The sequence below is a fragment of the Salegentibacter salegens genome, assembly GCF_900142975.1.
Taxonomy (GTDB): Bacteria; Bacteroidota; Bacteroidia; order Flavobacteriales; family Flavobacteriaceae; genus Salegentibacter; species Salegentibacter salegens.
In genome coordinates, this window is the sequence record NZ_LT670848.1 from 3189702 (window position 1) to 3210992 (window position 21291).

The 21291-nt window shown below is 38.0% G+C and carries 15 protein-coding genes; 8 read left to right on the forward strand and 7 right to left on the reverse strand.

Features of this window, described 5'->3' with window-relative positions:
- Window positions 1–259: 259 nt before the first annotated feature.
- The 6 genes from B5488_RS14195 to B5488_RS14220 form a co-directional block, all read right to left on the reverse strand.
- Window positions 260–1594 carry a Gfo/Idh/MocA family protein gene (locus B5488_RS14195; RefSeq protein WP_079735868.1) on the reverse strand — a complete coding sequence of 445 codons (1335 nt, stop codon included), beginning with the start codon at window positions 1592–1594 and terminating at the stop codon, window positions 260–262.
- A 94-nt stretch (window positions 1595–1688) separates the two neighbouring features.
- Window positions 1689–4541, reverse strand: coding sequence for a glycosyl hydrolase 115 family protein (locus B5488_RS14200; protein WP_079735869.1), 2853 nt, complete (start codon window positions 4539–4541; stop codon window positions 1689–1691).
- 2 nt (window positions 4542–4543) lie between these two features.
- A complete protein-coding gene (locus B5488_RS14205) occupies window positions 4544–5698 on the reverse strand; it encodes an endo-1,4-beta-xylanase (RefSeq protein ID WP_079735870.1) in 1155 nt (384 codons plus the stop codon).
- Between the two features lie 158 nt (window positions 5699–5856).
- Complete coding sequence (gene uxuA, locus B5488_RS14210) at window positions 5857–7017, reverse strand: mannonate dehydratase (RefSeq protein WP_172840003.1); 1161 nt, start codon at window positions 7015–7017, stop codon at window positions 5857–5859.
- Window positions 7018–7027: 10 nt separating this feature from the next.
- Window positions 7028–7771: an SDR family NAD(P)-dependent oxidoreductase gene (locus B5488_RS14215; protein WP_079735872.1), complete on the reverse strand. Its 744-nt coding sequence runs from the start codon at window positions 7769–7771 to the stop codon at window positions 7028–7030.
- Between the two features lie 17 nt (window positions 7772–7788).
- Entirely contained in the window at window positions 7789–9933 is a 2145-nt protein-coding gene (locus tag B5488_RS14220) for an alpha-glucuronidase family glycosyl hydrolase (protein ID WP_079735873.1), read from the reverse strand.
- Window positions 9934–10102: 169 nt separating this feature from the next.
- On the opposite strand from B5488_RS14220, the gene B5488_RS14225 reads away from it, so the two are divergent.
- The 7 genes from B5488_RS14225 (at window position 10103) to B5488_RS14255 (ending at window position 18287) form a co-directional block, all read left to right on the forward strand.
- Window positions 10103–12304, forward strand: coding sequence for a glycoside hydrolase family 3 C-terminal domain-containing protein (locus B5488_RS14225; RefSeq protein WP_079735874.1), 2202 nt, complete (start codon window positions 10103–10105; stop codon window positions 12302–12304).
- A 23-nt stretch (window positions 12305–12327) separates the two neighbouring features.
- A complete protein-coding gene (gene uxaC / locus B5488_RS14230; protein ID WP_079735875.1) occupies window positions 12328–13743 on the forward strand; it encodes a glucuronate isomerase in 1416 nt (471 codons plus the stop codon).
- A gap of 3 nt (window positions 13744–13746) precedes the next feature.
- Window positions 13747–14745 carry a sugar kinase gene (locus tag B5488_RS14235; RefSeq protein ID WP_079735876.1) on the forward strand — a complete coding sequence of 333 codons (999 nt, stop codon included), beginning with the start codon at window positions 13747–13749 and terminating at the stop codon, window positions 14743–14745.
- A 137-nt stretch (window positions 14746–14882) separates the two neighbouring features.
- Window positions 14883–15554 carry a bifunctional 4-hydroxy-2-oxoglutarate aldolase/2-dehydro-3-deoxy-phosphogluconate aldolase gene (locus tag B5488_RS14240; RefSeq protein WP_079735877.1) on the forward strand — a complete coding sequence of 224 codons (672 nt, stop codon included), beginning with the start codon at window positions 14883–14885 and terminating at the stop codon, window positions 15552–15554.
- A complete protein-coding gene (locus tag B5488_RS14245; protein ID WP_079735878.1) occupies window positions 15551–16531 on the forward strand; it encodes a TRAP transporter substrate-binding protein in 981 nt (326 codons plus the stop codon). The genes B5488_RS14240 and B5488_RS14245 overlap by 4 nt, the downstream gene beginning before the upstream one ends.
- Window positions 16524–17000, forward strand: coding sequence for a TRAP transporter small permease (locus B5488_RS14250; protein WP_079735879.1), 477 nt, complete (start codon window positions 16524–16526; stop codon window positions 16998–17000). Before B5488_RS14245 ends, B5488_RS14250 begins: the two co-directional genes overlap by 8 nt.
- Window positions 17001–18287 carry a TRAP transporter large permease gene (locus tag B5488_RS14255; protein ID WP_079735880.1) on the forward strand — a complete coding sequence of 429 codons (1287 nt, stop codon included), beginning with the start codon at window positions 17001–17003 and terminating at the stop codon, window positions 18285–18287.
- Window positions 18288–18298: 11 nt separating this feature from the next.
- Here B5488_RS14255 and B5488_RS14260 read toward each other — a convergent pair whose 3' ends face one another.
- Window positions 18299–19372 carry a LacI family DNA-binding transcriptional regulator gene (locus B5488_RS14260; RefSeq protein ID WP_231919744.1) on the reverse strand — a complete coding sequence of 358 codons (1074 nt, stop codon included), beginning with the start codon at window positions 19370–19372 and terminating at the stop codon, window positions 18299–18301.
- A gap of 120 nt (window positions 19373–19492) precedes the next feature.
- Here B5488_RS14260 and B5488_RS14265 point away from each other — a divergent pair, with 120 nt between their 5' ends.
- Window positions 19493–21148 carry a glycoside hydrolase family 43 protein gene (locus tag B5488_RS14265; RefSeq protein WP_079735881.1) on the forward strand — a complete coding sequence of 552 codons (1656 nt, stop codon included), beginning with the start codon at window positions 19493–19495 and terminating at the stop codon, window positions 21146–21148.
- Window positions 21149–21291: the final 143 nt, after the last annotated feature.

The window sequence follows — 21291 nt, forward strand, 5'->3', positions numbered from 1 at the left end:
GCTGTTGTTTAATCTTGTTATGATATTATCAATTACAATTTATGCGTAATAGGTTTTGGATAACGTCATTCTGAACTCGTTTCAGACTTTATCCCGATTTTTTTTCGGGAATCTAATATGAAAGTATTTAAGCTCAACTTAGACCTCCGATAAAAATTCGGAGCAGGCTCTGAAGCCAGTTCAGGGTGACGACCAAACCTGAGTTCAAGTGATTTTTTAAAAATAGTAGCTACTCTAAACTACAGTATAAAATTGAAATTTAGACTTGAGGTAATTCCCAACCATTATGATAATTGGCTTTTAGTAAATCATCGGCTTCGTTATCGTTAAATGATCCGGTTTCCGCATTCCAGTATAATTTTTTCCCGGTTTTATAAGCAATATTACCCATATGCGCAGTAATTGCCGCGATACTTCCGGTTTCTATACCACAGTTAAGTTTTGAACTATCGTTCGCCCGAATAGCAGAGACAAAATTTTCCGCATGATTTTCCAGGGCATTTCCTTGCGGAGAGATCAAATCGATCTTTTCTGTTTTAGTTACCCATTCATCATTTTTATTTTCTCCTTCAGGGATAACTTCCCAGCCACCTCTGTTTACCACTAAAGTGCCGTTATTTCCAATAAAGGCGATGCCCTCGGTTCTTCCGTAGTTTCCGCCATCTATACCTGTAGCGTGTTCCCATAGAAGGTTGAAATCTTCAAATTCATATACGGTTTGTAGGGTGTCAGGAGTTTCAGAAGCATCATCAGGATATGCAAATTTTCCACCTGAAGCCAAGATTGATTTCGGTGATTTAGCTCCCATAGCATAGAGGGCGATGTCAATTTCATGAACGCCCCAATCTGTCATTAAACCGCCGGCATAATCCCAAAACCAACGAAAATTAAAATGGAATCGATTTTCATTGAACGGTCTTTCAGGCGCAGGACCCAACCACATTTTGTAATCTACTCCCTCTGGAGGAGTGCTGTTTGGTTTAACCGGAACCGGATTCATCCAACCCTGGTAAGCCCAACATTTTACTAAACGAATTTGCCCTAGTTCGCCCGATTGTACATATTTTATGGCATCATCATAATGATTTCCACTTCGTTGCCATTGGCCTACCTGCACTAATTTATCGTACTTTCTACCGGCATTGAGCATCACATTACATTCCTCTATACTATTGGCCAGGGGCTTTTCTACGTAAACATGCTTATCAGCTTGCAGAGCATCTACCATATTTAAGCAGTGCCAGTGGTCTGGCGTGCCTATAATTACCGCATCAATATCTTTGTTTTCCAACATTTTGCGATAGTCTTTATATTGTTTTGGAGCCTTGCCACTTATCTCCTTAACCTGGGCTGTTCTTTCATCTAAAACACGCTGGTCAATATCTGCCAATGCTATACAGTTCACATTTGGTAATTTTAAATGTGCCTGCATATTTGCCCATCCCATACCTTTACAACCAATTACTCCAAAATTAATGGTGTCATTCGCGGAAAAAATAGATAATGGATTTGCTAAAACCGATCCTGATAAACTTAAACCTGCTGTTGCTAAGGCCGTTTGTTGTAGAAATTTTCGTCTTGGGAGGTTGCTCATCTTGTTTTTAGTTAATTGGTTGTACACTATTGAATATACTACTTTTTAGTGGGCTGGAATTAGGTTTTTAAAGGCGAAACTTTTCTTCAATTCTTTATTTTACAGTTTTACTTCCTGGTGGCCCTAAATAAGAATTTCCAATTTCTCCTTTTCTAATAATAATTTTCTGAATGGCCATTCCTGAATCTATAGCCCAAATCTTCAACGTATGGTTTCCTTTTTCTTCCAGATTTAATTCTGAAATCACCCTGGTAATATTATTTCCTACCGAAGTACCCCAATCATCATCGGTATCTTTATGCATATTGATGATTTTTGGTTTACCATCGTCAATGGAATAAGCAAATCTCAAACCGCCCTGATTTTGAAAATCCAGGGTAGGGGAAAGCAGAAATTCTATGTTCATTTCCCCGGTGCTGAAATTGTGAAAATCATATTCCAGGTAAGGATTGTCTTTAGATAATTCCTTGTGGGTGGGAGTTTCGGCAAAAGCAGTCATTGTAGCAGCTGTTTTTCCTAAATTCGGCACCAAAGTCCATCCTTGCTCATCGTTTCCTTTTTCACTATAATTAGCAGCTTCCATAGCGATATACTTATCGCTTTCTACAAAACCTTTTACGTTTTTAGTATTGATATTATTAATTGGAACTTCAATTTTAACGGAATTTCCCCCTTGTTGAATGCTTAGATTTCCTGTAGATCTTCCTTTTGGAACTTTGTTCCAGTCAATACTTACAGAAAGCCTTTTTTGATCTGAAATTAATCCCGATTCATCTGAAACCTTAATCCATTTATCTTTCTTTTTGATTTTAAAATCAAATTCTTTTTTCCCTTTATTGAAAATTTCAACATAAGATTTTTGATCTGTTACCGAAGTAAATTCAGGAAGTCTCGCATCTTCATTCGAAGCTGGCCAGGATTCTTTTGAACCTTCAATCGCAACACCCATTTCAGGTTTTTCAGGAACTTCAATCGTTTTAACTTCCGGCATTACCTGTTCTTTCGGCTGTTGCCAATAGGTGTAGCCAATATGGTTTTGCGACATCATATGGTTCCATTTCCCATCGGAGATGTTGTGATATGCTTCGGTTAATTCTGAATCCTTTTTATATAATTCTTCAACTTTTTCAGCATAGGAATTTGCAATGGCGCGACCTTGTTCTGCATACAACCGGTTTTTAGCGGTGGCTACATACAATTCGTTTAAATTGGCGGATGCTTTAACCGGAAACAAAACCAATTGAAAATAGGCGTCTTTATATTCCGCAGGAAGTCTGTTGTTTATTTCTTCGGCTTTTTCGACTAACTCGTTATAGTCTTTTACTACGTTTTCCGCTTCGTTATAATTGATCAAACTATAAGTCTCCGGACTCAACATCTCGGGTTTTCTGCGACTATTATACTTGGTGTATGTATCTAAGATTTCACCGATTTCCGAAGTATATTCATCTCCGAATTGTTTTTTAGCCCAATCTTTCGAATAATCTTGAAGTTCATTAGCATCGATAGCTTCCGGATCCCAGGCAAAATCTAAAAAGAAACTAATTGGGAATTCCATAGGTTTTAGATCGCCTACGTTTACCACCCATAATTCTGTAGCATCGTATTGGTAAGCCAGGTTCATTTGTTCCCAAACGCGCTCAATTTGCGTGGTGTTTAGCCATTTGTAATTTCGTGGACCGCCAACATAATCAAAGTGATAGTAAATGCCGTAGCCACCTTCACGCGGCTCGTCTTCGGGGTCTGGTAATTTTCTGATGTTTCCCCAATTGTCATCGGCCAGAAGCAAAGTTACATCATCGGGAACACGCATTCCCTGGTCGTAGTAATCCTGAACTTCTTTATAAAGTGCCCAAACCTGCGGGGTTTCTTCTGCCGGTTTTCCGGTTACATTTGCGATAATATCCCGCTGATCTTTTACAATATTTTCCAGCAATTCTATAGCGGTACCTTCGGTCATTGGTTCGTCACCATCGCCACGCATTCCAATTGTTACCAGGTTTTCATAATCCTGGTTTCTTTCAAAACCGTCTTTCCAAAACTGTTTTAGACCTTTTTCGTTGGTTTGGTAATCCCATTCGCCATTTCCATAATCTTCCCTATGCGTTCCCCATTCTTTTTGCGCCCTAACCATAGGTTCGTGATGAGAAGTTCCCATTACAATACCGTATTTATCGGCCAAAACCGGATTTTTAGGATCGTCCTCATTAAAAGCTTTTCCCCACATTGCAGGCCACAAATAATTTCCTTTTAGTCGAAGTATAAGTTTAAAAACTTGTTCATACATTTTACTGTTTATGCCACCAAATTTTTCCCTTGCCCAATTTCCTAATCCTGGTTCTTCATCGTTTATAAAAATTCCGCGGTATTTTACTTTCGGAGTTCCTGCGGAATAACTTCCCGGCTTTACATAAAGCTCCTCCGATTTTTTTACCGGGACATCGGCCCACCAGTGCCAGGGCGAAACACCCATTTTTTCTGATAAATCATACATTCCGAAAATGGTTCCGCGTTTATCGCTGCCTGTAATTACCAAAGCTTTTTCTACTCCCGGCGATGGATTTTTAACCACTTCAATTAAGAAGTTTTCCCATTTTCCTTCTATTTTTGAAACGTCCAATTTAGCGCTGGAAATCAACTTATCAATCAATTTACTTTTTCCAATAGTTCCAATAATTACCGGGTACTCCCCATTGATTTCTTCTGAAGAAATTTTAGGCTCACTGCCGGTAACTTTTTTAAAATCTTTTTGTAGATCTTTTGCAACTAAATGAACTCCTTCGTGATCTTCTGAATCTACAAATAGGGTGACAGAATTTAATGAAAAAGCATTTTCAACCTTCTCAAAACTTACATAATCTTTCTGTGCAAAAGCAATTTGGAAAAAACCTAAACAAAGAAAAAGAGAACAAAATTTTTGGAAATTGGTAATTGATGGTTTTGGCATTTTTAAGGAGTTTTGGTTTCTGGTTGAGTTTCAAATTCAACCACTTTTTCGTATGCTTTTTTACGTTCAAAATTTTCATCGAATAAAAGCGGATAATTCTTTCTTCCTGCGACAGGGTAGGTGTCTAGCCAGGAATATCGGTCTGAAATGTTCCAGAAAGTCACCCCGGTAATTACGTCTTTGTAATCCCTAAAAACCCTAAAAAACATATCGTAGGCTTCAATTTGTTTTTGTTCCAGTTCAGGAGTAAACTCATCTGATTCGCCTTCTTTAAGTTCGCGGCGCTCTTTTTCCCAGGGATAAAGTGAAACATCAAGTTCGGTAATTTGAATTTCCAGGCCTAATTCTGAATACAAATCCAGGGCTTCTCTTAATTCTGCTTCTGAAGGGCCGTAAATAGACCAGTGAGCCTGGATTCCCACACCATCAATTGGGGCATTATTTTCCTGGAGATATTTTAATAATTCAATAATGCGGTCTCTTTTCTCGGGAATGATTGCGTTATAATCGTTGTAAAATAATTTTACATTTGAATCTGCTTCACGAGCATATTCAAAGGCTTTTACCAGGAAATCTTTTCCGGCAATTTTAAGCCATTCCGATTCGCGGTAAACTTTCGTAGAATCATCTGCCACGGCTTCGTTTACAACATCCCAGGCATAAATAATATCTGAATAGCGCGGCACAACCGAATCTATATGATTTTTCATTCGCTTTAACAGTTCTTTTTTATTTACGTTGCCGCCACTTTCATTTTCAAAGATCCAACCGCCGGTTTGTTGATGCCAAACCAGGGCGTGTCCTCTCATTTTTAAATTGTTTTCTTTAGCAAATTCGGCGAGTAGATCGGCATCTTCCCAATAGAATTTATCTTTTTCGGGATGAATAGGTCCCATTTTCATCACATTTTCTGGCGTGATACTGTTGTATTCCTTTTTGATCAATTCAGCCGATTTTCCTTTGACAGAATTTGGCGCAACCGCCACACCCATTGGGAAATAATCTTCATAATAATCTTTCAGTCCCATATCTGAAGAATCTTCTGTTTGAGCCTTAACTTCTTTTTCTTCAGAATCGGTATTGGATTTGCAGGCGGTAAACGCTGCAGCAAACGCAAGAATAAAAACCGATTTTTGAAATATTTTTAGTGAATTCATAGTTTCTAATGTGTATAAACGTTTTTGTAAATCCTGCAAGGTTTATAAAAACTTGCAGGTATGTCTCATATTAAAACCTACGAGGTATAAAAAACCTCTCAGGATGGATATGTTCTCCGAAAATTCATTTTTGTAGAAATATGGAAGCTTCATAGTAATTATTTAAATGATTCCTGTAACCCTAATTCGAGTCCGCGCAGTTCAGCAAGACCTTTTAATCTGCCTATAAAAGAATAGCCTGCATAATAGTTTTTGTTGGCTTCTAAAGTATGCAGGTAGCCGTGGTCTGGGCGCATTGGGATGCTTTGATTTCTTTTTTGCATTGTTTTTGAGATGCATTTTACAACCTCTATCATTGGAACATCGCCTTCCAGATGGTTAGATTCCATAAAGACACCGGTTACTTTCTTTTTTACATTTCTAAGGTGTAAAAAATGAATTCTTTCTTCAAATTCATCATAAATCTCAAGAAGATCGTGCGCAGGATTGGCACCTAAAGACCCGGTGCAATAACAGAGTCCGTTGGCTTTGCTTTTTACACTTTCAAAGATAAATTGCAGGTCTTTGTGATTGCTCACTACACGAGGCAGCCCTAATACTGAAAAAGGTGGATCGTCTGGATGAATAGCGAGGTTTACCTTGCTTTCTTCAGCTGTTGGGGTAACTTCAGATAAAAAATTAACGAGGTTTTTGCGTAATTTTTTATCGTTAATATGCGAATATGACTCCAGGAGATCTTTAATAATTTCGGCGGTAAAATTTTCTGTACTGCCCGGTAATCCTAAAAGAATACTTTTAAAAAGTTCATCTTTTTCTTCGGAAGAAAGATTGTTACCTACTTCTTTGGCAGCAGTAATCTGCTCTTCGGTATAATCTTTTTCTGCATTTTTTCTTTTCAGTAGAAACAAGTCGAAATAGGCAAATTTTAAAGGATCGAATTTTAAAACTGAAGCACCTTCTTCATTTTCATGATAATGATCTGTGCGAACCCAATCCAGAATTGGCATAAAATTATAAGCGACAACGCGAATACCGCATTTGCCAATATTTTGCAGGCTTATTTTATAATTTTCTATGTATAGCTTATAGTTTCCCGATCTTTTTTTGATGTCTTCGTGCACGGGAAGGCTTTCAATTACGCTCCATTTCAGCCCGAAACTTTCAATCAGGTTTTTTCGTTCCAAAATGGCTTCTTCGGTCCAAATTTCCCCTACCGGAATTTCGTGCAAAGCGGTAACTATTCCGGTTATCCCTGCTTGTTTTAAATCTTTTAGCGATAGCACGTCGTTTGGGCCGTACCATCGCATTGTTTGTTGCATTGAAATCATCCTAAAATCCGATTGAATTTCCACCGTCTACCGGTAAAATTGTTCCTGTAACAAATGATGATTCATTAGTAGCAAAATAGTAAACAGCATCGGCGATATCTGAAGGTTGCCCTAATTTCCCCATGGGTGTTCTGGATAAAACCTTGTTTTTGCGTTCAGGATCGTTATTCAAAGCTTTTCGTGACATATTGGTTTCAATAAAACCGGGTGCCACCGCGTTTACACGAATTCCGAATTGGGCTAAATCTACGGCCATGGCACGTGTCATCCCATCTACGGCAGTTTTACTGGCCGAATAAGCAATAACTTTAGGAATACCGTATTGGGCAGCCATCGAGCTAATATTGATGATGCTGCCCGAATTTTGTTTCTTCATTATTTTTGCCACTTCCCGACTAATAGCGAAAAGTCCCAAAACATTGGTGTGTAAAATATTCTGAAATTCTTCATTGGTTACTTCCAGGAATTCTTTTTTCATATTAATCCCTGCATTATTTACCAGGATGTCAATGCTTTCGGCTTCCTGCCCAATCTTTTCTATCGCTGCGGGAATTTGATCTAGATCATTAAGATCCAGAATAAAGGGTATGGCGTTTTCGCCTAATTCTTTACAAGCCTCTTCGGTCTTTTCTTTATTTCTTCCGTTTACGTAAGTTTTAATTCCTTTTTCACAGAATTTTTTGGCTGTTGCAAAACCGAGTCCGGCGTTTGCTCCAGTTACGATTGCTGTTAGTTGTTTGGTCATTTTTGTTAGTTTTTGTGTTACCAGGAAGGATTTATGCCTGGTGCAAATGGACGTTCTATTGATTTATAATATTCTAGATTATGTTCGGGCTCTGGTACTCCTTCAGGTAATTCCATGTTTGAAAATTGTTGGAAATAGCTTAAGCAGGCGTCTCTCCACCACTTTGCTTCTTTCAGCTGAATTTCAAGCAACATTGAAGTTTTTTCAAACTCCCGCTCGTTTACGTATGGCTCCATTTCCTCCCAGGTAGCCTGCATTTCCTCAACCTGTTCCACGCCTGTTTGGTAGTGTAATGCTATATTATCCCATAGCGTTTTGCCATTTTTCATTTCATATTCCCAGGCAAGGTGATGGAACCATAATAAGTATTTCTCCGGTGTGGTTTCAGGAGAACTGTATTTTTCTTCAATAGGTTTGGCGTATTGCGACAAGGCATCACTGCCAGAGCTAGTTCTGTCGAATCCTATCCCATTTTTATCGGCTTTATGGTAATAAACCGGATTCCATTCCGGGCGGCCAAGATCATCCACCCAGGGCCCGGGTCCATAATGATGGCTGGTAGCCATAATATGATGTAAACCTAATGGCGTCATATAATTCACTACAGCTTCGCGGGATTCTATTAATAAATCGGTCATTGGTTTTACAAAATTTTCCTCGTTAGAAAAATTTATTTTCAACCATTCCTTCGCGATATCTTTAGAATCCATATAAGGATCCCAGGCTAATCTCCCAAAGCCATACCAGTTTGCCTGGCCAAAGGGGTGTCCTGTCCAGTTCTTTTCAGTACCAATATTGGCTACGCCTGCAATTCCCGTTAATTTTTTATTTGAATTAGTTCCATCTATTACTTTAGCGACAGGAGAATTTTCGCCATCGGAAAAGGTGTCTTCATCCAACACTTCTTCATATAATTTAGGAAGAAAAACAAGGTGCGAACTAAAGCCCAAATATTCCTGGGTTATTTGAAACTCCATCATTAGCGGAGTATCGGGCATTGCGCCAAACATAGGGTGGAATGGCTCTCGAGGCTGAAAGTCTATAGCTCCGTTTTTAACCTGTACCAATACGTTATCGGCAAATTTGCCATCATAAGGAATAAACTGGTCGTAAGCCTGTTTTGCGCGATCGTCTGGATCTTCTTCAGAATAAACAAATGCGCGCCACATAATAATTCCATCGTACGGCGCAACCGCCTCGGCCAGCATATTGGCGCCATCTACGTGTGTTCTATCATATTGAAAAGGCCCGGGTTGGCCTTCAGAATCTGCTTTAACTAAAAAGCCACCAAAATCGGGAATTTCAGAATAAATTTCATCAGCTATATTTTTCCACCATTTTTTTACATCTTCATCTAAAGGATCGGCAGTATCAAGGTCGCCTAATTCAATTGGGGCTGAAAATCTCGCCGTTAGGTAAACCTGAATTCCGTAAGGACGAAAAACTTCAGCCAGGGCTTTTACTTTTTCAATATAATGCGGCGTGAGTATTAGCGCGTTGGAATTTACATTGGTCAGGACCGTTCCGTTAATTCCTATCGCTGCATTTGCACGGGCGTAATCTTTATATTCGGGTTTTATAAGTTCGGGTAAAAGATGCCAGTCCCAAATTGAAAAACCGGCATAACCACGTTCTACGGTGCGGTCTAAATTATCCCAATGGTTTAACACACGTTTCTGGATTTTTGGTTTTTCTTCAATATTTAAATTGGAAATATCATTTTTTTGCTGCATTTCACGAAGCAAGCCAAAGGTACCATAGAGAAGGGCTACATCTGAATTTCCGCTTATTACTATTGTCTCCTTATTATTAAGGGAAGTAATGGTATAGCCTTCATTCCCCAGGTTTTCGGTGTCAATCTGGCTTTTAAGAGAGGATGGTAAATTGCTCTGAATTCCTATAATTAATTTTGAATTACCGCTGGGATCTGAATTTTCAAACTCAAATCCAGTTCGAGCCAGTTGCAATTCGTCTTTAATGGCCTGAATTGTGGAAGAATTTCCAATTAATTCTATATTATTTAAAAAAGAAGCATATTTTTTTTTAACAGTAGTATCCTGTATTTTTTTATAATCTAACCAGAGCTCATATCCTTCCTGTGCCTGAATATTGAAAACAAAAAGGCTTAATAGTGCCAGGGAAATAAATTTCTTTAATTTCATTATAATTTTATCAAACGATTGTGAGTTGAAAATTAGACAAAAAAAGCTTGCTGGCAAAATTTTGAATGCAATCGGTTGTGTTTATAATAAATTTATGTTTAATTTGTTAAGACATTTTTAAGAAAAAGGCTCTTAATTAATGACTTGTGCACTTTAAACCTGTAAAATTATGAATTATAAAGTATTGTTGATCGTTTTGTTGCTTTTGGGTTTAGGAAACTGGAATTCAATTAATGCCCAGGAGAAAGAGAAAAATTATGGTTTTAGGGACGAGTCATTAAGTATAGATGAAAGAGTAACTGATTTAATCAATCGATTGACTTTAGAAGAAAAGGCGATGCAAATGATGCACGATAGCCCGGCAATAGAAAGATTAAGTATCCCTGAATATAACTGGTGGAACGAGGCTTTGCACGGAATAGGCCGCTCTGGGGTAGCAACGGTTTTTCCACAGGCCATTGGGATGGGTGCTACTTTTGATGAAGATTTAATTTTTGAAGTTTCTTCAGCGATTTCTGATGAAGCCAGGGGAAATCATAATACAGCCGTTGAAAATGGGTACAGAAGACAATATAGCGGACTTACATTCTGGACGCCAAATATTAATATTTTTCGCGATCCACGTTGGGGAAGAGGGCAGGAGACTTATGGGGAAGACCCGTTTCTTACCGCTTTATTAGGAGTGGCTTTTGTAAAAGGCCTGCAGGGAGATGATGATAAATACCTTAAAACTGCTGCTGCGGCAAAGCATTATGCTGTGCATAGCGGTCCTGAAAAACTTAGGCATGAATTTAATGCAGTAGCTTCTCAAAAAGATCTCTGGGAAACCTATTTACCGGCTTTTGAAGCCCTTGTAGATGCTGAGGTGGAAACTATTATGTGCGCATACAACGCGACAAATGGCGAGCCTTGTTGTGCCAATAAATATTTACTCACCGATGTGTTGCGGGAAAAATGGGGATTTAAAGGTCATATAGTTAGTGATTGCTGGGCTTTGGAAGATTTTTATGGAGGTCACGGTGTTGTAGAAACTCCTGAAGAAGCCGCAGCACTGGGAATAAAAAGTGGTGTTAATCTTAACTGTGGCAGCGTTTACCCATCATTGGTTAAAGCTGTTGAACAAGGTTTGGTTACCGAAGAAGAAATTGATGAGCAGCTTGCCGTACTTATGAAAACCAAGTTTAAACTTGGCCTTTTTGATTCACCTACAAATAATCCTTATTCAAAACTTTCAGCAAAAAATATTAATACCAGCGAGCACAGAGCACTGGCGAGGGAAACCGCGCAGAAGTCTATCGTTCTGCTTAAAAATGATAACGTACTTCCTTTAAAAAATGACCTGGCTAAATATTTTATCACCGGGCCTAATGCTACGAGTATCGAAATTTTATTAGGGAATTACCACGGTGTAAATCCTAATTTGGTAACTATTATTGAAGGTATTGCAGGGGCTATAGAACCTCAAAGTCAGTTGCAGTATCGGCAGGGAACTTTGTTAGATCGCCCTAATGCCAATCCGCAGGATTGGGCTTCACCTAATGCTGGAAATAGCGATGCAACCATTGTTGTACTTGGAATTTCTGGCGTTTTAGAAGGCGAAGAAGGTGAATCTATAGCTTCGGAAACCTTTGGAGATAGATTGGATTATAATCTTCCCGAAAATCAGTTGGATTATTTAAGAAAACTGAATGAAGCCGCTGGGGATAATCCGGTAATTGCCGTGATAACCGGGGGAAGCCCTATGAACCTTAAAGAAGTGCACGAACTTGCAGATGCTGTTCTTATGGTTTGGTATCCCGGCCAGGAAGGTGGTAACGCAGTTGCAGATATTATTTTTGGCGATGTTTCCCCATCGGGGAGGTTGCCAATTACGTTTCCAAAGTCTTTAGACGATCTACCTCCTTATGAAGATTACACGATGAAAGGCAGGACTTATAAGTACATGGATGAAGCGCCAATGTATCCCTTTGGTTATGGGTTAAGCTATTCAGAATTTCAATTTTCTGATGTAAAATTATCAAAAGGACGAATACGAAAAGGGCAAAATTTGGAGGCCAGTATAGAAGTTTCCAATATTGGGAGTCGTAAAGCAGAAGAGGTGGTGCAATTGTATGTTTCAGATTTGGAAACTTCAGTAGATGCGCCTAAATATCAACTTTATGGTATTAAAAAAGTGAATTTAGAAGCTGGGAGTTCCGAAGAAATCACCTTTGAAATCACCCCAGAGATGATGGAACTTATAAATAACGAAGGGGAAAGTGTATTAGAAAAAGGAGAATTTAAAATTTATATAGGAAGTTCCAGCCCTTCCAATCGAAGCCTGGAATTAGGTGCAGCCCAGTTTAAAGAAGCTGTATTTACACTTAGATAACAACCGAAAAGACTGACAAAAAAATGATGAATTTTATTGAAGAAGATTTTCTTCTTGAAAATAGGTTTTCAAAAGAACTCTACGAGCGTTACGCTAAAGATATGCCCATAATAGATTATCACTGCCATTTGCCGGTTGAGGATATAGCCGAAGACAGGCAGTTTAAAAATTTAACCGAAATCTGGATTGCCGGAGACCATTATAAATGGCGGGCAATGCGGGCGTTGGGAATTGAGGAAAAATACATTACGGGCAACAGTAACGATGAAGAAAAATTCGAAAAATGGGCGGCAACAATTCCTTACACATTAAGAAATCCGCTTTACCACTGGACGCATTTAGAACTGCAACGCTATTTTGGTATAACCGATTTATTAAACGAAAAAAACGCGAAAAAAATTTATAATCAGTGTAATTCTTTGCTGGCTACCCAGGCCTATTCTACCAGGAATTTACTAAAGAAAATGAATGTAAAAGTGGTTTGTACCACCGATGATCCTGCCGATGATCTAAAACATCATAAAAAAATTGCTGAAGACGGATTTGAAGTAAAAGTGCTTCCCACCTTTAGACCAGATGCTTTGCTTAATATTGAAAGCGATGGTTTTTCAGCCTATTTGCACAAAATTGGAGAACAAACCAATGTGAAGATTAAAGATTTTAGTTCTCTTGCAACAGCAGTAGAAAGAAGAATTGATTATTTTCATGAACACGGGTGTAGGCTTTCAGATCATGGTTTGGAAAGAATGTGTGCTGAAGATTTTTCAGAAAATGAAATAGATACGTTGCTTAAAAAGAAACTCGCTGGAGAAAACATTACTACTGAAGAAGCCGAAAAATATCAGTCGGCTTTAATGCTCAAAATGGGAGAATTTTATGGAAAAAGAAACTGGACGATGCAATTGCACCTGGGGCCTGTGCGCGATACTAATTCAAAATTACTCAATCAGATTGGGAAAGATGCTGGCGTGGATAGTATTGGGGATCTCAACCAGGCAAAGCCTTTAGCGAAGTTTTTAGATACGCTGAATAAAAAAGATAAGTTACCAAAAACCATTCTTTATAATGTGAACCCGGCAGATAATGAAGTAATGGCTACTATGGCCGGAAATTTTATGGGAGATTCTCCAAAAGGAAAAATCCAACACGGATCTGCCTGGTGGTTTTTAGATCAAAAAGATGGGATGGAGAAGCAATTAAATTCTTTATCGAATATGGGTTTAATAAGCTGTTTTGTAGGTATGTTAACCGATAGTAGGAGTTTCCTTTCGGTGCCCAGGCACGAATATTTTAGACGCGTTTTATGTAATTTATTCGGAAAAGATATAGAAGCTAAAGAGCTTCCTGAAGATATAGAATGGATTGGGAAAATAATTCAGGATATCTGTTATTACAATGCAGAATCGTATTTTCAATTTCCGGAATTGAACAAAAAGTAGTTTATGAAAAAGCTGGTAAGTCTTGGAGAATTGTTAATGAGACTGTCTTGTGAAGATGCGCTTAGGTTTTCACAGGTAAATAATTTTAAAGTGGCTTACGGCGGGAGTGAAGCAAATGTGCTTATTACCGCAGCAAACTTTGGCTTAGAAACTGAATTTTTAAGTGTTTTACCCGAAAACGATTTAGGGAAATCGGCGCTAAACGACCTGCGGAATAGTAACGTTGGTTTAAACCATATAAAATTTCAGGGTGAGCGTTTAGGTTTGTATTTTTTGGAACCCGGCGCTATTAACCGACCGGGGAAAATAATTTATGACCGGCAGAATTCAGCTTTTTCAAAAATAGACCCTGAGTGGTTTGACTGGGAAGAGATTTTTAAGGATTGCAACTGGTTTCATTGGTCAGGCATAACCCCGGCGATTTCAGAAAAAGCAGCACAAGTTTGTTTACATGCGGTTGAGACCGCTAAAAGCAAAGGGATAAAAGTTTCAGGCGATCTTAATTACCGCGGAAATCTTTGGCAATATGAAGGAGCCAATCCAAAAGAAATTATGAGTCAGTTGGTAGATAAAACCGATGTTTTGTTGGCGGGATCCTATGCCTGTAGCCAGTTTTTCGATATAAAAAATATTCAGAATAATTCAGAACTTTCTAAAGCGCTAATCCAAAAATTTCCGGCTTTGCAAAGAATTGCGATCACCAATAGGGAAGAAATAAACGCTTCTCATCATAAATGGTCTGCAGATCTTTTTACTGAATCAACTTTATTATCATCTACAGAATATAATATTTACCCAATAGTGGACCGTGTAGGCACGGGAGACAGCTTTATGGGGGCGCTAATCTACGGACTTCAGCATTTTAAAGATCAAAAAGCCCTTGATTTTGCGACTGCTGCTTCTTGTTTAAAACATTCTATTGTTGGAGATTTTAATCGAGTAAGCAAGGAAGAGGTTTTTGAATTGATAGAGGGTGATGGTTCAGGAAGAATTAAAAGATAAAATTATAAAACCAGCATAATGCTGGACTGAAATAAGGCAACACACAACTTGTCCCGTTCCGAAAGCTTTCGGGATCGGAAGGGCAATCATTATAAACCTGTGATAAATTCACCCTTTGGGGCATAAATTTTAAACATATGAAAACATTATCCAGACCGGAAATTGCGATAAAAATGAAAGAATCGGGCTTAGTGCCTTTGTTTTATAATAAAGATTATGCCCTGGTTGAAAAAGTTCTTCTCGCAGCTTATAAAGGTGGGGCAAGGTTTTTTGAATTTACCCATCGTGGAGAACTTGCTCACGAGGTTTTTACAAGCCTGGTGAAATTTTCAAGAAAACAATGCCCAGAAATGATTCTTGGCGTGGGCTCTGTGGTTGATGCCGGTACGGCAAGTCTTTATATGAATTTAGGCGCAGAATTCGTAGTGAGCCCGGTAATTAGGGAAGATGTTGCAAGAATTTGTAATCGAAGAAAAGTGCTATACCTACCTGGTTGTGGTAGTTTAACTGAAATAAGCCAGGCTGAAGAATTAGGTTGCGAAATAGTAAAACTATTTCCTGCCGCTGTTTTAGGACCAGGTTTTGTGAAAGCCGTAAAAGGACCACAACCCTGGACTTCAATTATGCCTAGTGGCGGGGTTACACTTGAAGAACAAAATATAAAAGCATGGTTTGATGCAGGTGTAACTTGCGTTGGAATGGGCTCAGCACTTATTCCGAAAAATATGCTTGAAAATTCTGATTATAAATCTATAGAAAATAATGTAGCCAAAGTGCTAAAAATAATTTCTGAAACAAGATCTGCATGAGATCCGTTTTCAAACTTTTTATTGTCTTATTTCTTTTTATTTCCTGTAGTCAGGAAAAAGAGGCTAAGTCTTTAAAACTATCACATGGTTTAAGTCTGGACCATCCGGTTCACAAGGCTTTAGCTTTTTTTGCCCAGCGTGTTGAAGAAAAATCTAAGGGAGAACTAATAATTGAGGTTTATCCCGGTGGGCAATTAGGTTCTGAAAGACAAAGTTTAGAATTATTACAATTGGGCGGTTTGGCAATGACCAAAGTATCTTCGGCCGTGATGGAAAATTTCTCTCCTAAACTTCGCGTTTTTGGATATCCATATATTTTTAGAGACAGGGAACATCGATATAAATTGTACGATAGTGATTTAGGCAGGGAATTACTTTCAGACGGAGAGAAATACTGGCTAAGAGGCTTGACTTACTTTGATGCTGGAAGTCGTTCTTTTTATACAAAAGATACTCCCATTGAAACTCCGGATGACTTAAAAGGCTTAAAAATTAGGGTTATGCAAAGTCCTACGGCAATTAATCTTATAAAAACCCTGGGAGGTTCACCTACCCCGGTTTCCTGGGGAGAACTTTATACTTCTTTGCAGCAAGGTGTTGTGGAAGGAGCAGAAAATAATTTACCCAGTTTTTACACTTCGAGACATTACGAAATTTGTAAAAATTTTTCAATGGATGAGCATTCGGCTATCCCCGATATTTTGGTAATAAGCACCCAGATTTATAACAAGCTTTCTTCGGAAGAAAAAAAATGGATTCAGGAAGCTGCACAGGAAGCTTCAGTAAAACAAAGGGAATTATGGGAAATTGCTGAAACAGAAGCATTGGAAGCAATTAAGCAAGAAGGGGTTACGATAACTTACCCTGATAAAGAATTGTTTAAAGAAAAAAGTAGTCATATAATTAAAGATTTAGAAAAAACAGAACCAGAATTATATAACACCATTCAAGAAATTAAAAATTTGGGAAATGAGTAGAAAACTTAACTGGTTTTTGGAATGGTTGGTAGTAGGCCTGGTTACGGTCATGTTATTTAGCGTATTGTGGGGTGTTTGCAGTCGCTATTTATTGGCAGATCAAAGTTCCTGGACAGATGAATTAGCGCGCTTTATGCTTATTTGGGTAAGTCTTTTTGGAGCTGTTTATATTTCAGGTAGAAATACCCATATTACGATAGATTTACTTCCAAAATCATTTAGTGTAAAAACAAAATTGAAGCTGGATCTACTAGTGCAAGTAATAATTATGCTTTTTACCGCTACAATTTTTGTAATTGGAGGAGGTAGGTATGTGTATGTTTCATTCAAACTGGAACAAACTTCTGCGGCATTAGGATTACCCATGGGGTTTGTATATCTGGTTTTGCCTATTTCGGGATTAATGATTATTTATTTTAAATGGGAACAAATGCGACAAACCTTGCAGGACTTAAAAGCAAATCGATAAATGGAAATATTTATTCTAATTTTTAGCTTTATAGTTTTAGTGGCTATTCGGGTACCAATTGCCTGGAGCATAGGAATAGCCTCGGTGCTTACACTATTGTTTAGTGTAGATACTATTCCGGCTTTTACTACTATTTCTCAAAGAGTAGCTACCGGTTTAGATAGTTTCTCTTTACTCGCCATTCCTTTTTTTATACTTGCCGGCCATATAATGAACAGAGGCGGAATTGCCAAAAGATTAATTGAATTTGCAAAATCGCTGGTAGGGGCTTTACCGGGCGGTTTGGCGCACGTAAATATAGTAGCTGCCATGATGTTTGGCGCTATAGCGGGTTCAGCAGGAGCTGCTGCAGCGGCAATTGGTAGTTTTATGTCTGAAAGGATGGAAAAAGAAGGCTATACCAAGGAATATGGTGTTGCGGTAAATGTTACTTCTGCAACTACCGGACTTTTAATTCCGCCTAGTAATATTTTTATTATTTATTCGCTTGCAAGTGGTGGGGTGAGTATAGGGGCATTATTTTTAGCCGGCTATATTCCGGGAATCCTTACGGGTTTAATCTTAATGGTTATAGCTTTAGTTTGGGCTAAGAAAAAAGGTTTTCCCACAGGAAAAAGAAGTTCTTTTAAACATATTGTGAAATCTTTTTTTGATGCCCTTCCAAGTCTGCTTTTATTAATAATAATTATTGGAGGAATTGTTGGCGGGATATTTACTGCTACTGAAGCTTCGTCTGTAGCAGTTGTCTACTGCCTGATACTGGCTTTTCTTTATAAAGAATTGAATTTCTCTAAGCTTAAAACTGTTCTGGTAGAATCTGTAGGAACAATTTCTTTAGTCATGTTGCTTATAGCGATGTCTATTGCAATGTCCTGGGTAATGTCTTATGAGAATATTCCGCAGGAAGTAACTTCAGCTTTATTGGGTTTTAGTGATAATCCCTATGTGGTGATTATTTTAATAAATCTAATTTTACTATTTGTAGGAATTTTTATGGATATGACTCCTGCGGTATTAATTTTCACCCCAATATTTCTTCCCGTTGCAGTAGCGATGGGTATAGATCCTGTGCATTTTGGAGTAATAATGATCCTGAATTTATGTATAGGGCTTTGTACACCACCCGTAGGTTCGGTTTTATTTATAGGGGTAGGAGTTGCTAATACTACTATTCAAAAAGTGGTAAAACCTTTGTTGCCACTTTTTGTGGGAATGCTGGTTTCTTTGATTTTAGTAATAATTTTTCCGTTTCTGAGTCTTTGGCTTCCGGAATTATTCGGATTTTAATTAAACCTGGTTTACTTTCTTTTACTGGAATTTCTTATAATAATTTCGGTATCTAACATTGTAATTTCTGAAACAGCAGCATCCAGTTTGCGCGTGGAGTGTTCTAAAATTCTTTTTGTAGATATTTCTCCCATTTTTTGTGCGGGATGCGAAACGGTAGACAGCGTAGGTTCTACGATTCTTGAGATAGGATCATCGTTAAATCCAATAATAGCGAGTTCCTCAGGAATTTTAACTCCTTTTTCTTTAGCATATAAAATTGCACTTACTGCTGCAGTATCGATAGCAGAAAAAATACCGTCTGGAGGATTATCAAGTTTTAATAACTTTTCGGTTGCCTTCCTTCCTTCTTCAAAACTAAGGGTTTTCATATCCATTATGAGTTCTTCGTCAACTTGAAGTCCAGAGTCTATAAGTGCATCCACGTATCCTTTCTTTCTTAAGTTATAAACATTCACGTGTTGAGCTCCAGCGAAATGTGCAATTCTTTTACATCCTTGTTCTATTAAATGTTTCGTAGCCCGGTATCCAGCAGCGTGATTATCGATGATAACACGGTAAGAATTGAAATTTTCAGGCACCCGGTCTACAAATACTATAGGTATATTTTGTTTTACATATTGATCAAAATGGCTGGTGTCTCTAGTTTCCATTCCTAAAGAAACAATTAAGCCTCCAACTCTAGCGTCGTATAAAGCTTTTACGTTATCAACTTCATTTTTGTATTTATCATCAGATTGGGTTATGATTACATTATAGCCTGCTTTTCTGGCGGTTTTTTCAATTCCAGTAATCAAAGAAGCTTGAAATGGATGATTTATCTTTGGAATCGTTATTCCGATGGTTCTGGAAGTGTTATTTCTTAAACTAGCAGCTAAGGCATTAGGGCGATAATTAAATTCTTCTGCAGTTTTTTGAATCTTTTTAATGGTTTTCTTTCCAATACTTGTATGGTTGTTTAAAGCTCTTGAAATAGTGGAAGGAGAGTAGTTTAGCTCCTTGGCTAAATCGTATATAGTAACTTCCTTTTTTTTCATCATTATATAATCGCTAAGATATTTCGGCACAACAATATTACGAAACATTTGATTAATGTTGCGCAAAAAAAATTAACTTTTGAAAGAACTTCAATTTATTTGTTTTCTAGTTACTTTCATTATCTGAAAATTAGTATATATTTGAGATAACAACCGATTGCGTTTATTATGAGAAAATTATTATTTAATTCATTGTTTTTATTTATTGTATTTGCCAGTGCCGCACAGGAAAATTTTTTAAATCCTATTTTAGCCGGATGGTATCCAGACCCCGCTATTACCGATGACGGAGAGGGAAACTTTTATATGGTACATTCTACCTTTGCCTTTTATCCCGGTATCCCTGTTTTTCATAGTACCGATTTAGTTAATTGGGAACAGGTGGGAAATGCGATTCATAGACCAGGGCAGGTAGATCTACACGGCTTTGGGACTTCCCGGGCAGTCTTTGCACCCGATATTAGTTATGATAATGGTACTTACTATTTAACCTGTACTATTGTTGACGGGAAAGGAAATTTTGTGATGACTGCAAAAGATCCTGCCGGCCCGTGGTCCGATCCGGTTTGGCTTCCTGAGGTTAGTGGAATTGATCCCGGCTTATTCTTTGACGACAACGGAAAGTCTTACCTGGTTTATAACAGCGAACCTCCAAATAACGAAGCTAAATATGAAGGACATCGAACAATTAGAATGATTGAATTTGATAAAGAAAACCTTAAAACTATAGGAGATAATCGAATTTTGGTAGATGGTGGAGTTGATATTTCCACAAAACCTGTTTGGGCTGAAGGTCCCAGGATTTACAAATTAAACGGTTATTATTATTTAATGACGGCGGAAGGTGGTACCGCGGTAAACCACTCTGAAATGATTTACCGAAACACAAATATTGAGGATGAATTTATTCCTTTTAAAGAGAATCCAATCTTAACCCAGCGACATCTTGATCCCGATCGTGATAACCCTATTACTTCGGCAGGGCACGCTGATATTGTTCAGCATCCTAATGGAGATTGGTATGGGGTTTTTCTTGCCGTGAGGCCTTACGAAGGCGATCTTTATAATACGGGAAGAGAAACTTTTTTAACTCCGGTAAAATGGGAAAATGACTGGCCAATTTTTGATTTAGGCGGGGAAGAGATTCAATATTCCTATCCGTTGCCTGATGGTGTTGAAATAAATAAGGAATTATTTCCGATGAATGGTAACTTTTCTTTCGAAGAGAAATTTGATAAAGATGAGTTACCACTAAACTGGATGATGCTTAGAAACCCAAAAACTTCCTGGTACGATTTAAAAGATGACGCTGAAGGTGTTAGCCTTAAAACACGTTCTGAAACCGTAGAAGGTAAAGCAAATCCAAGTTTTCTTGCTCATCGCCAGCAACATATAATTGGGGAAGCTTCTATTTCGGTTAAATTTGATGCCGAAGCTGAAAATGAGAAGGCCGGGTTGCTCGCTTTTCAAAATGAATCTCATTATTACTTTGCAGCACTTTCAAAAGTGAATGAAAAACCTGTAGTACAGTTTTACAAGTCTGATGAATTGATTGAAACCGTTTCTTTAGAAAATTCAGTTTCTGAAGTTGAGTTTAAATTGAAATTTGAAGAAGATGAATATACTTTCTTCTACAAAACCGGGGAAAACTGGCAACGTCTGGGAGAAACACAGGATGGTAAATTTCTTAGCACACAGGTAGCCGGCGGATTTGTAGGAGTAAATTTAGGTCTTTATACTACTTCCAATGGAAAAGAGAGTGACAATGAAGCAATATTTAATTGGTTTCGTTACTCAGGGAATGATGAGGTTTACAGGAAATAAAAGCTGTTCATCTTATTGAAGATAGTAAAAACCGATGTTGTTAGACATCGGTTTTTTGGTTTGGAATATTTCAATTAGAATATATTCGGTATTAAATATTGAAACAGAAAAAGGTGCTGATAATTCAATTACCAGCACCTTTT